We start from the raw sequence: 12402 nt of genomic DNA on the forward strand, positions 1-12402 counted from the left end.
GTACCGGGCGCCGCCCGCCCGGCCCCTGATCGGGGACCGGGCGGACGGCCCTTGTGCGGTGCTGGTCGACGCCCCGGCTAGTGGGCGACGGGGCCGCCGCGCTTCTTGTGCAGGCTGATCGACACGGTCTTGTCCTCGCCGACCGAGGAGTCGACCTCGCCGGCCAGGGCGGAGAGCACCGTCCAGGCGAAGGTGTCCCGTTCGGGCGCCTTCCCGTCGGTGGTGGGGGCGGTGACGGTCACCTTCAGCGAGTCGCCGACCAGCCGGAACTCGCAGGTCAGGACGGAGCCTGGCACCGCCTGCTGGAGCAGGATGGCGCAGGCCTCGTCGACCGCGATCCGCAGGTCCTCGATCTCGTCGAGGGTGAAGTCGAGCCGTGCCGCCAGGCCGGCCGTCGCTGTTCGCAGGACCGAGAGGTAGGCACCCGCCGCGGGCAGCCGGACCTCCACGAAGTCCTGCACTCCGGGCTCGCCGTCGATCTGGGACACCCTCACCTCCTGGGTGACGCGCTGTGCTTCCGGGCCGGTGGCCGCGGCACTGTCTGTTGCTTGGCTCAACTGCTTCGCCCCAACTGTCCAGAGGGGTGGTGCGGTACGTACCGGTCATACCCTTCGCGGGGCGACCGGACGCCGCGTATCCGCCTGAGACCTTACCGCCTTCCGCACGCCGGCCGGGGCTCGGGAGTCACTCATGGTAAGCCATCGCGACGCAGGGTGGCAGGGGTTCGGGCGGTCCGTTCAGTGACCGCCGCCGGCGGCGGCGAGCGCCTCGCCGGTGAGCCGGTAGACGGTCCAGCCGTCCATCGGCACCGCGCCGAGGGACTTGTAGAAGTCGATCGAGGGCGTGTTCCAGTCGAGCACCGACCACTCCACCCGCGCGTAGCCGCGCTCGACGGCGATCCGCGCCAGTTCCAGCAGCAGCGCCTTGCCGTGGCCGCCGCCGCGGGACTGCGGGCGGACGTACAGGTCCTCCAGGTAGATCCCGTGGGTGCCGCGCCAGGTCGAGAAGTTGAGGAACCAGACCGCGAAGCCGACCGGCTCGCCGGTGGCGTCGTCCTCGGCGATCAGGCCGAACAGCGCCGGGTTGGCGCCGAACAGGGCGTCGCGCAGCTGCTCCTCGGTGGCCACGGCCTCCTGCGGGGCCTTCTCGTACTCCGCGAGCTCGCGGATCAGGGCGAGGATGACGGGAACGTCGGTCACGACGGCGGTGCGGATCATGCCGCGAGCCTACTGCGCGCCCCCGCCCCCGGCCCAGGCCCTGATCGGGGCCCGGGCCGGGGGCGGGCGGGTCAGCGGGCGGGGACGGTGCGCAGGTAGTCGGCCAGCGCGGTGATCGCGGCCGGGTTGCGCGGGCTCTCCACCAGGTCGACGTAGTCCAGGACGAAGATCCGGTCGTTCCTGACCGCCGAGACGCCGGCCAGCGGCGGGAAGGACTTCAGGAAGGCGCGCTTGGCGTCGGCGCCGGTCTCGCCGTAGTTGTTGATCAGGATCACCTCGGGGTCGCGCTGCACCACGCTCTCCCAGCCGACGGTGACCCAGGTGTCCGCGAGGTCGCCCATCACGTTGGCCCCGCTGGCCTTGGCGATGATCTCGTCGGCCGCGGCGAACTTCCCGGCGGTGTACGGCTTGTCCTGCCCGCTGTCGTACAGGAACACGGACGGCCGGCGCTCGGGCTGCGGGGCGGCGGCGACCTGCGCCTTGAAACCGGCGACCAGCTTGTCCGCCCGGTCGCGGACGTCGAAGATCTCGCCGAGGTTGGCCAGGTCGGTGTAGAGCGCGTCCAGCGGGGACATCACACCGCGCTCGGTGCCCTTGCCGCTGCGGCAGGACTCGCTGAGCACGTACGAGGCGATGCCGAGGTCCCCCAGCGCCTGCGGGGTGAAGCCGCGGCCCTCGTCGAAGCCGTAGTGCCAGCCGGCGAAGACCAGGTCGGCCTTGGCGCCCAGCACGATCTCCTTGGTGATCTCCTTCTTGGAGAGCCACGCGGTCTGCTGGTAGCCGTCCTTCCAGGCGACTTGGTCGACCCGGCCCTTGTCGTCGGGCATCACGTAGCCGGCCATCCGGTCGGCCAGGCCGAGGGCGAGCATCAGCTCGGTGATGCCGACGTCGTTGGTCACCGTCCGGGCGGGCTTCTGCGGGAAGGTGAGCTTGGTGCCGCAGTTCTCCACGGTCACCGGGTAGTGGGCGGAGGCGGCGGTGGCGTCGCCGCTCGGGGCGATCTCGGCGCCGCAGGCGGTGAGCCCGAGGGTGAGCAGGGCGGTGATGGCAACGGCCTTGGTGCGCACGGGGGTTCCTTCGGGGGGTGGGTCAGATCCGGTCGAAGAGCAGTTGGACGGCGCCGGTCACCGGGTGCCGGACGGGGGTGGCCCGGACGCCGAACACCTCGGCCAGCAGGGCGGGTCGGAGCACCTCGGCGGGCGGCCCCGAGGCGACGATCCGGCCGGCCCGCAGCACGTACAGCAGGTCGCAGTGGCCGGCCGCCAGGTTGAGGTCGTGCAGCGCGGTGAGCACCGTCGGGCCGGCCTCCCGGACCAGCGCCAGCACGTCCAACTGGTGGGCGATGTCCAGGTGGTTGGTGGGCTCGTCCAGCACCAGCAGCCGGGGCTCCTGGACCAGCGCGCGGGCGATCAGCACCCGCTGCTTCTCGCCGCCGGACAGGCTCAGGAAGCCCCGCCCGGCCAACTGCTCGGCGCCGACCTTGCGCAGCGCCTCGGTGCAGCGGGCGTGGTCGTCCGCGCCCGGGCCGCCCAGGCCGCGCCGGTGCGGCAGCCGGCCCATGGCGACCACCTCGGCCACCGTGAAGTCGAACTCGGCGGAGTGCTCCTGGGGGAGCGCGGCCACCCGCCGGGCGGCCTCGCGCGCGGTCAGCGCGTGCAGGTCCGTGCCGTCCAGCAGGACGGCCCCGGCGGCCGGCCGCAACGCCCGGTAGACGCAGCGCAGCAGCGTCGACTTGCCGCTGCCGTTCGGTCCGATCAGCCCGACCACCTGCCCGGCGGCGGCGTCCAGGGCGACGTCGTGGACCAGCCGGGCACCGGCCAGCTCGACCGAGACGGAGTCCAGGGCGAGATCCATCAGCGGCCTCCGAAGGAATAGCCGCGACGGCGCATCAGCAGCAGGAAACAGGGCACCCCGAGCACCGCGGTGACCACCCCGACCGGCAGTTCGGCGGGCGCCAGCAGGGTGCGCGAGACGATGTCCACCCAGACCAGCAGCAGCGCCCCGGCGAGCGGCGCGACCAGCAGCACCCGGCGGTGCCCGGCGCCGACCAGCATCCGGGCCAGGTGCGGCACCATCAGCCCGACGAAGCCGATCGCCCCGCTGACGGCCACCACCGTGCCGGTGACGGCGGCGGTCACCACGAACAGCTCGCGGCGCAGCCGGTCCGGGTCCACGCCCAGCGAGGCGGCCGTCTCGTCGCCCATGGCGAGCGCGTCCAGCCGGCCGGCGGCGCAGGCCAGGTACGCCAGGCCGGCCAGCACGGTGGTGGCGGCGATCGGCACCGAGCCCCAGGTGGCGCCGCCGAGGCTGCCGAGCAGCCACATCATGGCGTCCCTGGCGGCCTCGCCGCGGGCGGCCGCGAAGACCATCAGCGCGGTGACGGCGGAGAAGCCGTAGGAGAGCGCGGTGCCGGTGAGCACCAGCCGCAGCGGGGTGAGCCCGTAGGCCGTCCGCGCCGCGAGGTAGACCAGCACCATGGCGACCAGCGCGGAGCCGAACGCGGAGGCCGAGATCGCCCACACCCCGAGCGAGGCGAAGGCGCCGAGCAGCAGCACCGCGTTGGCGCCGACGGCCGCGCCGGAGGAGATGCCGAGCACGAACGGGTCGGCCAGCGCGTTGCGCACCAGGGCCTGGACGGCGACCCCGGTGGCGGCCAGCCCGGCGCCGACCACGGCGGCCAGCACGGCACGTGGCAGCCGGATCTCCCAGACGATCGCGTAGGCGGCGGCCTCGTCCGCCTCCAGCCGTCCGCCCGTCAGCCCGGCGGCCAGCAGCCGCAGGACGCGGGGCAGGCCGATCCCGGAGGCGCCCAGCGCCACGCCGCAGAGCAGCGAGAGCAGCAGGGCGGCGGCCAGGCCGACGGCGAGCGGGAGGGCGGGTATTCGGCGGGCGGGCGGGCTCGTTGCGCCACTGCCCGCGGCTGCGGTGCTGCTCACGGTGCGCCTTGCCTCGGGCCGCGGGTGCGCGGGGGCGGCACCGGTCGGGCGCGGGCCCGGGCGCCATCCCCTCGCAGTCCACGGCGAGTTGTCGGGAGTTCAGCGGCCGGGGGCGATCGGGCTGGCGCGGCCCAGGGGGCCGTGCTCACCGTTGCGGGTCAGCGCCGGATTCACACCGGACTTCCCCCTCGGACGCCCTGGCAGCATAACAGCCACTCAGGCTAGGCAACCCTTACCGGGCTCGGGTGGGGCGTGAACGCACGACCGCCCCCGTCCGGGCTCGCGGACGGGGGCGGTCGGGTGGCGACGCGTCAGGCTCAGGCCTGCTTGGTCTCCCAGAAGATCTTGTCGACCTCGGCGATCAGGTCCAGCAGGGCCTGGCCGGTGGCGGGGTCGGTGGACGCCTTGGCGGCCGAGGCGGCCTTCAGGGTGTCGTTGATCAGCTGGTGCAGCTGCGGGTACTTCTCGAAGTGCGGGGCCTTGAAGTAGTCGCTCCACAGCACCGAGATGTGGTGCTTGACGGCCTCGGCACGCTGCTCCTTGATGATCAGGGCGCGGGTGCGGAAAGCCGGGTCCTCGTTGGCCTGGTACTTCTCCTGGGTGCCCTTGACCGACTCGGCCTCGATCCGGGCCTGCGCCGGGTCGTACACGCCGCAGGGCAGGTCACAGTGGGCGTGGGCGGTGGCGCGCGGTGCAAACAGACGAGAGAACATGGGAGTCCTTCCTTAGATCGTCTTCCCGCGCCCGAGATTACCCTTCCGCCCCCGGGGTTTCGCGATCGGGCGGTGGGCCTAGGGCAAAAGGCGGACCCGGAACCGGGGTAATCCGGACATCGAACGGATCGAACGGGGTGACGGTCCGTACGGCAGACTGGGACCGGTCGGTCCGGGAGGAGGAGTCGTGGCGCGGAGCACGGAACCGGCGGGCACGGAACCCCGGGGGCGGGGCGGCGGCGCGGTGCCGTTCGGGCTGGTCGACGTGGCGGGCCCGTCGATGGTCCCGACCCTGCGCGAGGGCGACCAGTTGCTGGTGCGCTACGGCGCGCCGATCCGGCCCGGCGCGGTGGTGCTCTTCCGGCACCCCTTCCAGCAGGACCTGCTGGTGGTGAAGCGGGCCGCCGAGCGGCGTCCGAGGGGCTGGTGGCTGTTGTCCGACAACCGGCCGGTGGACAGCGACAGCCGCAGCTACGGCCCGGTCCCGGACGAACTGGTGCTCGGCCGGGTGCTGCTGAGGCTGCGCCCGCGCCCGGCCTGGCTGGCGCCGGGGCGGCGGCTGGAGCGGCTGCTGCTGAGCACCCGGCTGGCCCGGGTGCCGGGCCTGGCCCGCCGCCTGGGCGTCTGGGCGGAGCAGCTCTGACCCCCTGGGCCCTGCCGGGGACCTAGCCGGCGGCGCCGAGTGCCGCGGCCTCGGCCTCCTGGCGCTTGCGGGCCCGGTACGCGGCGACGTTGGCGCGGGTCGCGCAGCGGTCCGAGCAGTAGCGGCGGGAGCGGTTGGTCGAGGTGTCCAGGTAGGCGTTGCGGCAGGGCGCGGCCTGGCAGATGCCGAGCCGGTCGGCGCCCAGCTCGGTCAGGTGGACGGCCAGGCCCATGCAGGCGACCGCGCTGAAGTGCGCGGTGGCGGTCGGCGAGTTGTCGGCCAGGTGCAGGTGCCAGCGCGGCCGGCCGGCGTCGTCCAGGTAGTCGTGCCCGGAGACCAGCGGGCTGACCGGGTACTCCATCAGCAGGCTGTTCAGCAGGTCGACGCCCCGGATCTCGTCGCCCTCGGCGGCGGCCTCGAAGACCCCGCGCAGCCTGGTCCGCACCGCCCGCAGCCGGGGCAGGTCGGACTCGTCGGCCTGTGCGGCGGCCCGCGAGGAGTCGGAGAACAGGCCGCGCACCGCGTCCACGGACGTCAGCGTGTCGGTGCCGCGTTCGGGCTCCTCGGTGTTCACCAGCCGAACGGCGAGATCGGCGTACGAGGCGAGCTCCACGGAGGTCCTTCCAAAAGGTCGGTAACGGGCTGATTGCGTCCAGCCTATTACCTGGGTGGGGAAAACGTCGGCGCCCGGCAGGAGCAGCCTGCCGGGCGCCGGTCGGTACGGTTCTACAGCACCTTGGAGAGGAAGGCGCGGGTGCGCTCGTGCCGGGGGTCGGTGAGCACCTCGCGGGGGTTGCCGGACTCGACCACCACACCGCCGTCCATGAACACCAGCGCGTCGCCGACCTCGCGGGCGAAGCCCATCTCGTGGGTGACGACCACCATGGTCATGCCCTCCTCGGCGAGGCCGCGCATGACGTCGAGGACGTCGCCGACCAGTTCGGGGTCGAGCGCCGAGGTGGGCTCGTCGAACAGCATCAGCTTGGGCTTCATGGCCAGCGCGCGGGCGATCGCGACGCGCTGCTGCTGGCCGCCGGAGAGCTGGGAGGGGTAGTTCTTCGCCTTGTCGGCGAGGCCGACCCGCTCCAGCAGGACCATCGCCCGCTCCCGGGCGGCGGCCTTGCTCTCGCCCTTGACCTGGACCGGGGCCTCCATGACGTTCTCGACGGCCGTCATGTGCGGGAACAGGTTGAAGCGCTGGAAGACCATGCCGATGTCGCGCCGCTTGACGGCGACCTCGCGGTCCTTGAGCTCGTAGAGCTTGTCGCCCTTCTGCTGGTAGCCGACCAGTTCGCCGTCCACCCAGAGGCGTCCGCCGTTGATCTTCTCCAGGTGGTTGATGCACCGCAGGAAGGTCGACTTGCCGGAGCCGGAGGGGCCGATCAGGCAGAACACCTCGCCCTGCTTGACCTCCAGGTCGATGCCCTTGAGCACGTGCACGGAGCCGTAGGACTTGTGGACGCTCTCGGCGCGCACCATCGGCTGCCCGGTGGCGGCGGCCGGGGTCCTGCTCAGGTCGGTCATACGTGACCACCTCCCTCAAGCCCCGGGACGACGTCGGCGCCGGTCTTCGGGGCGGGCTTCCCGGCGAACAGGCCCCGCAGCCGCTGCACCGGGGTGGGCGGGAGGGTCCGGTTGGAGCCGCGGGCGTAGTAGCGCTCGATGTAGTACTGGCCGATGGTCAGCAGCGAGGTGAAGAACAGGTACCAGAGGCTGACCACGATCAGCAGCGGGATGTTCTGGTAGTTCCGGGAGTAGATGACCTGACCGGCCCGGAAGATCTCCTCCAGGGAGATCACGCTGACCAGCGAGGTGGTCTTGAGCATCGAGATGGTCTCGTTGCCGGTCGGCGGGATGATCACCCGCATGGCCTGGGGCAGGACGATCCGGCGCATGGTCTGGAACCGGCTCATGCCGAGCGCGTGGGCGGCCTCGGTCTGGCCCTCGTCCACCGACTGGATGCCGCCGCGGACGATCTCCGCCATGTAGGCGGCCTCGTTGAGGCCGAGGCCCAGCAGGGCGGCGACGAAGGTCGGGATCAGGACGTTGGTGTCCGCGGACCAGAACTCCGGCCCCCACGGGACGCCGATCGACAGCTTGGCCCAGATCAGGCCGAGGAAGTTCCAGAACACCAGCTGCACCAGCACCGGGGTGCCGCGGAAGACCCAGATGTACATCCAGGCGGTGCCGGAGAGCAGGGGGTTCGGGGACAGGCGCATCACGGCGAGGACGATGCCGCCGATCACGCCCATCAGCATGGAGAGGACGGTCAGTTCCAGCGTGACGACCATGCCGTGCACGATGCTGTCGTGGAACAGGTACTGCCCGACGATGTCCCACTTGAAAGCGGGGTTGGTGAAGAGGGCGCTCAGCAGCATCGCCGCGAGCAGGGCGATGACGACGGCGCCCACCCAGCGTCCGGGGTGGCGGACCGGGACGGCCTTGATGGTCTCAGGCCGTCCCTCCTCCGCCTTCCCCTTGTCCAGAGAGTTCACGGTGTGGCCTCGGGGGAGAGAGGGAGCAGGCGGACGGTCAGTTCACGGCGCCGTTGACGGTCGACTTGTCGAGGGCGCCGGACTCGACGCCCCACTTGGTGAGGATCTGCTTGTAGGTGCCGTCGTCGATCAGCGACTGGACGGCGCCCTGGATCGCGGGGGTGAGCTTGGAGCCCTTGGCGACGGCGACGCCGTAGGGGGCCACGCCGTAGGTGGAGCCGAGCTTCTCCAGCTGGCCGCCGGCCTGCTTGATCGCGTAGTCGACGACCTGGGAGTCGGCCATCATCGCCTGGTCGCGGCCGGAGACGACGGCGTTGGTGACGTCCGTCTGGAGGTCGAACTTGTCGCCGTCGTTCTGGATGCCCGGCTTCCCGTTCTTGGCGCAGTCCGGGTTGCGGGTGTCCTTGATCTCGTCGGCCTGGGTGGTGCCGGTCTGGACGGCGACCTTCTTGCCGCACAGGTCGTTGGGGTCGACCTTGTCGGGGTTGCCCTTCTTGACCGCGATGGCGCTGCCGGAGTTGAAGTAGGTCACCATGTCGACGACCTGCTCGCGCTCCTTGTTGTCCGTGAAGGACGACATGCCGAGCTGGAACTTGTTCGACTGGATGCCGGGGATGATCGCGGTGAAGCCGGAGTCCTGGACGTCGGCCTTCAGCCCGAGCTTGGCCGCGATGGCGTTGGCCAGGTCCACGTCCATGCCGATGACCTTGCCGCTGTCGTCCTTGAACTCGTCCGGCGCGTACGAGGCGTCCGCGCCGACCAGGAGCTTGCCGGAGGACTTGACGTCGGCGGGGACGAGGGCGGCGAGCTTGTCGTCGGCCTTGACCGCGTTGACGGTCGCGGAGGCGTTGGGCGCGCCGCTGCCGCCGTCGCTCTTGCTGCTGCTGCAGCCGGTCAGGACGAGGGTGACGGAGGCGGCAACCGCGCCGGCCGCGAGAAGCCGGGTGCGCTGGGTACGGGCGGTCATGAGGGGGATCTCCTCCTGAGGGAGAGGGCGGGCGGAGCGCGCCGCGGGGGCGGCACACCGGGGCGGCAGGGTCGTACGGCGCTGTACGGGTGTATTTCGCTGTACGTCGTCGTACGTGCAGGGCCGGGTGGTGCGGTGCCTGTGCGGACGGGCCGCCCAGGTTGCTACGGGGTACTGCTTCCGCCACCCTCCGCCGAGGTGGACGTCAAGCGAACCGCCTCGACCAGTGGCCGGCTCGATCCGAGATGGGGGGAATCCTGCCATCTGTGAACGGTCAGATGGCCCTCATCCAGATCAAAATCGGATAACGAGGGCCCGGGCTGTCCGCTATTCGGACTTATTCCGTGTTCCTGTCACTCCGTGCATAAGTATGCAGATCCCTCTGCCCGGTGCCCGGAGGCCCGCCGCCCCGGCTCGGATGCCGCCGTCGACCACGGCGAAGGGACGTGCGGCCGCCACGGTGACGCGTGGGTGTACGCGAAATGGCGGACATGCGATCCGGCCATCCCGCACTCCCGGGCCCGGCAGCGGGTGTGTCAGAATTCGGTACCGGGTGACCCCCGAACGCTCGAACCAGACCGACGAGCCCCGACAGGCTCGGGGTGTCCGGGAACGGAAGTCATCACGTGGCTCCGTATCCGGGACGCCGACTCCCCAGCGCGTCTGCGTTCACTCCTGCGGGTGCGCGTGCCGCCATCACCGTTGCCGCCGCCGGAGCCCGGCGCTTCCGACGCCGGGCCCCGGTGACGCGACAGCTCGGCGATGAACTGCACGTGACGAGGACGAAAAGGCATAGGTGCGATGCCTTGGTCCGACCTACGCTCGGCCCGGAAGCACAACGCGGACCAACAAGACCCATAAAACCCTCATCCGAGGGCGCCGCCCGACGGCAGCGCCCCGACCCAGCCCCCGGGTCCGCTTCGGCGTACCCGGTTTCCGGTTTCCGGACGGGTCGTCCTGTCCGTCGGTCGCGCACCCTCGCCAGATCAATGACGAAGAGGTCATCGTGGCAGCGGAGATCATCAGCAGCACCCAGGACACCGTCGATCCGGTCGACGCCGTTTTCGCGCTCCACCGCGGCGGCAAGATGGAGATCAGGGCGACCGTCCCGGTGCGCGACGCGGACGACCTGTCCCTCGCCTACACGCCCGGTGTCGCCCGCGTCTGCACGGCCATCGCCGAGCAGCCGGAGCTGGTCAACGACTACACCTGGAAGTCCAACACCGTCGCCGTGGTCACCGACGGCACCGCCGTGCTGGGCCTCGGCGACATCGGCCCGGAGGCCTCCCTGCCCGTGATGGAGGGCAAGGCCATCCTGTTCAAGCAGTTCGGCGGCGTGGACGCGGTGCCGATCGCGCTCGCCTGCACCGAGGTCGACGAGATCGTCGAGACCGTGGTGCGGCTGGCGCCCTCCTTCGGCGGCGTCAACCTGGAGGACATCTCCGCCCCCCGCTGCTTCGAGATCGAGCGCCGGCTCCAGGAGGCCGTGGACATCCCGGTCTTCCACGACGACCAGCACGGCACCGCGATCGTCACCACCGCCGCCCTGTGGAACGCGGCCGAGGTGACCGGCCGTGAGATCGGCTCGCTGCGGGCCGTCATCTCCGGCGCCGGCGCGGCCGGCATCGCCATCGCCAAGATGCTGGTGGCGGCGGGCATCGGCGACGTCGCGGTCTGCGACCGCAAGGGCGTGGTGTACGACGGCCGCGGCGACCTCACCGACGTCAAGGCCGAGATCGCCGAACTGACCAACCGCACCGGCCTCAAGGGCACCCTGGCCGACGCGATGGCCGGCGCCGACGTGTTCATCGGCGTCTCCGGCGGCACCGTGCCGGAGGAGGTCGTCGCGACCATGGCCGCGGGCGCGTTCATCTTCGCGATGGCCAACCCCACCCCGGAGATCCACCCCGAGGTCGCGCACAAGTACGCGGCGGTCGTCGCCACCGGGCGCAGCGACTTCCCGAACCAGATCAACAACGTGCTGGCCTTCCCCGGCATCTTCGCCGGCGCCCTCCAGGTGCGGGCCAGCCGGATCACCGAGGGCATGAAGCTGGCCGCCGCCAAGGCGCTGGCCGGTGTCGTCGCCGACGAGCTGACGCCGCAGAAGGTCATCCCCTCGCCGTTCGACGAGCGGGTCGCCCCGGCGGTCACCAAGGCCGTCGCCGAGGCCGCCCGGGCCGAGGGCGTGGCCCGGATCTGACGATCCGGGCGCCGCTGCCGGGCAGGCCCGGCGTGAGCGGCGCCGCCGACACGGCCGGGGCCGGGACACGCGTCACACCCGCGCGTGGTTCCCGGCCCCGGCCGGCGCGGCTATCGTCCGCAGCATGTTTGCTGCCTACGCCGCACGTATCGACGCCGATGACCCGCTCGGCGGACTGGAGTTGGGCGAACTCCCCGAGCCGCAGGCCCGCCCCGGATGGAGCGTGGTCACGGTCAGGGCCGCCAGCCTCAACCACCACGACCTGTGGTCGCTGCGCGGGGTCGGCCTGCCCGCCGGCCGACTGCCGATGATCCTCGGCTGCGACGCCGCCGGTGTCGACGAGCACGGCAACGAGGTCGTCCTCCACTCGGTGATCGGCCAGAGCGGCCACGGGGTCGGCCCGGACGAGCCCCGGTCCATCCTGACCGAGCGCTACCAGGGCACCTTCGCCCAGCAGGTGGCCGTGCCCACCTGGAACCTGCTGCCCAAGCCCGCCGAACTCAGCTTCGAAGAGGCCGCCTGCCTGCCCACGGCCTGGCTGACGGCCTACCGGATGCTGTTCACCAACGCCGGGGTCAAGCCCGGCGACACCGTCCTGGTGCAGGGCGCGGGCGGCGGCGTGGCGACCGCGCTGATCGTCCTCGGCAAGGCCGCCGGGCTGCGGGTCTGGGTCACCGGCCGGGACGAGGCCAAGCGCCGCCGGGCGGTCGAACTCGGCGCCGACGCCGCCTTCGAGAGCGGCGCCCGGCTGCCCGCCCGGGTGGACGCGGTGATGGAGACGGTCGGCGCCGCGACCTGGGCGCACTCGGTGAAGGCGCTGCGCCCGGGCGGCACCGTCGTCATCTCCGGTGCCACCTCCGGCCCCAACCCGAGCACCACCGAGCTGAACCGGATCTTCTTCCTGGAGCTCAAGGTGGTCGGCTCGACCATGGGCACCAAGGAGGAACTGGCCGGGCTGCTCTCGCTGTGCGCGACCACCGGCGTCCGGCCGGTGATCGACTCGGTGCTGCCGCTGGCCGAGGCCCGGGACGGCTTCGCGCGGCTCGCCAAGGGCGACGTCTTCGGCAAGATCGTGCTGACGCCGTGACGCCGTGACGCCGTGACGCCGTGACGTCTTGTGATCCTGGCGCCGTGCGGCCCTGAGGCGGACCGGGGCGCGGGGCCCCTCCTCGAATGGCCTGACGGGATTGGGGCGTCATCTTTTTCGTGTGCCTATCAGCCGATTCCTCCC

Annotated in this window: 13 protein-coding genes and 1 riboswitch; of the genes, 3 read left to right on the top strand and 10 right to left on the bottom strand. The window is 71.8% G+C overall.

Annotated elements, in window-relative coordinates; translation table 11 throughout:
- Window positions 1-77: 77 nt before the first annotated feature.
- The 6 genes from ACFVX9_RS06645 to sodN form a co-directional block, all read right to left on the bottom strand.
- Entirely contained in the window at window positions 78-488 is a 411-nt protein-coding gene (locus ACFVX9_RS06645; RefSeq protein WP_063347857.1) for a hypothetical protein, read from the bottom strand.
- A 249-nt stretch (window positions 489-737) separates the two neighbouring features.
- Window positions 738-1217, bottom strand: coding sequence for a GNAT family N-acetyltransferase (locus ACFVX9_RS06650; protein WP_063347856.1), 480 nt, complete (start codon window positions 1215-1217; stop codon window positions 738-740).
- Between the two features lie 71 nt (window positions 1218-1288).
- On the bottom strand, window positions 1289-2284 hold the full coding sequence (locus ACFVX9_RS06655) for an ABC transporter substrate-binding protein (protein WP_387980759.1): 996 nt from the start codon (window positions 2282-2284) through the stop codon (window positions 1289-1291).
- Between the two features lie 22 nt (window positions 2285-2306).
- Window positions 2307-3071, bottom strand: coding sequence for an ABC transporter ATP-binding protein (locus ACFVX9_RS06660; protein ID WP_387980761.1), 765 nt, complete (start codon window positions 3069-3071; stop codon window positions 2307-2309).
- A complete protein-coding gene (locus ACFVX9_RS06665; RefSeq protein ID WP_387980765.1) occupies window positions 3071-4153 on the bottom strand; it encodes a FecCD family ABC transporter permease in 1083 nt (360 codons plus the stop codon). Before ACFVX9_RS06665 ends, ACFVX9_RS06660 begins: the two co-directional genes overlap by 1 nt.
- A gap of 89 nt (window positions 4154-4242) precedes the next feature.
- A riboswitch (cobalamin riboswitch) is annotated at window positions 4243-4382 on the bottom strand.
- Window positions 4383-4470: 88 nt separating this feature from the next.
- Window positions 4471-4866, bottom strand: a complete 396-nt coding sequence (sodN, locus tag ACFVX9_RS06670; protein ID WP_063347853.1) for a superoxide dismutase, Ni — start codon at window positions 4864-4866, stop codon at window positions 4471-4473.
- 187 nt (window positions 4867-5053) lie between these two features.
- Between sodN and sodX the strand changes: the two genes are divergently transcribed.
- Window positions 5054-5509 carry a nickel-type superoxide dismutase maturation protease gene (gene sodX / locus ACFVX9_RS06675; protein WP_387980767.1) on the top strand — a complete coding sequence of 152 codons (456 nt, stop codon included), beginning with the start codon at window positions 5054-5056 and terminating at the stop codon, window positions 5507-5509.
- Window positions 5510-5531: 22 nt separating this feature from the next.
- Here sodX and ACFVX9_RS06680 read toward each other — a convergent pair whose 3' ends face one another.
- From ACFVX9_RS06680 to ACFVX9_RS06695, 4 genes are all read right to left on the bottom strand, one after another.
- Window positions 5532-6122, bottom strand: coding sequence for a CGNR zinc finger domain-containing protein (locus tag ACFVX9_RS06680; RefSeq protein WP_063347852.1), 591 nt, complete (start codon window positions 6120-6122; stop codon window positions 5532-5534).
- Window positions 6123-6235: 113 nt separating this feature from the next.
- A complete protein-coding gene (locus tag ACFVX9_RS06685) occupies window positions 6236-6988 on the bottom strand; it encodes an amino acid ABC transporter ATP-binding protein (protein ID WP_107453034.1) in 753 nt (250 codons plus the stop codon).
- A gap of 41 nt (window positions 6989-7029) precedes the next feature.
- Window positions 7030-8004: an amino acid ABC transporter permease gene (locus ACFVX9_RS06690; protein ID WP_063347850.1), complete on the bottom strand. Its 975-nt coding sequence runs from the start codon at window positions 8002-8004 to the stop codon at window positions 7030-7032.
- Between the two features lie 37 nt (window positions 8005-8041).
- A complete protein-coding gene (locus tag ACFVX9_RS06695; RefSeq protein ID WP_063347849.1) occupies window positions 8042-8971 on the bottom strand; it encodes an ABC transporter substrate-binding protein in 930 nt (309 codons plus the stop codon).
- Between the two features lie 1006 nt (window positions 8972-9977).
- On the opposite strand from ACFVX9_RS06695, the gene ACFVX9_RS06700 reads away from it, so the two are divergent.
- Window positions 9978-11171 carry an NADP-dependent malic enzyme gene (locus ACFVX9_RS06700; RefSeq protein ID WP_387980770.1) on the top strand — a complete coding sequence of 398 codons (1194 nt, stop codon included), beginning with the start codon at window positions 9978-9980 and terminating at the stop codon, window positions 11169-11171.
- Window positions 11172-11295: 124 nt separating this feature from the next.
- Window positions 11296-12258, top strand: coding sequence for a zinc-binding dehydrogenase (locus ACFVX9_RS06705; RefSeq protein ID WP_380426444.1), 963 nt, complete (start codon window positions 11296-11298; stop codon window positions 12256-12258).
- The last annotated feature ends 144 nt before the right edge of the window (window positions 12259-12402 follow it).

The organism is Kitasatospora sp. NPDC058243 (assembly GCF_042882025.1).
GTDB lineage: Bacteria > Actinomycetota > Actinomycetes > Streptomycetales > Streptomycetaceae > Kitasatospora.

Excerpts from the sequence above, each read along its gene's own strand:
- ACFVX9_RS06650 (WP_063347856.1), bottom strand. The coding sequence starts at position 1,217 with ATGATCCGCACCGCCGTCGTGACCGACGTTCCCGTCATCCTCGCCCTG.
- ACFVX9_RS06660 (WP_387980761.1), bottom strand. The coding sequence starts at position 3,071 with ATGGATCTCGCCCTGGACTCCGTCTCGGTCGAGCTGGCCGGTGCCCGG.
- sodN (WP_063347853.1), bottom strand. The coding sequence starts at position 4,866 with ATGTTCTCTCGTCTGTTTGCACCGCGCGCCACCGCCCACGCCCACTGT.
- ACFVX9_RS06685 (WP_107453034.1), bottom strand. The coding sequence starts at position 6,988 with ATGGTGCGCGCCGAGAGCGTCCACAAGTCCTACGGCTCCGTGCACGTG.
- ACFVX9_RS06705 (WP_380426444.1), top strand. The coding sequence starts at position 11,296 with ATGTTTGCTGCCTACGCCGCACGTATCGACGCCGATGACCCGCTCGGC.
- ACFVX9_RS06695 (WP_063347849.1), bottom strand. The coding sequence starts at position 8,971 with ATGACCGCCCGTACCCAGCGCACCCGGCTTCTCGCGGCCGGCGCGGTT.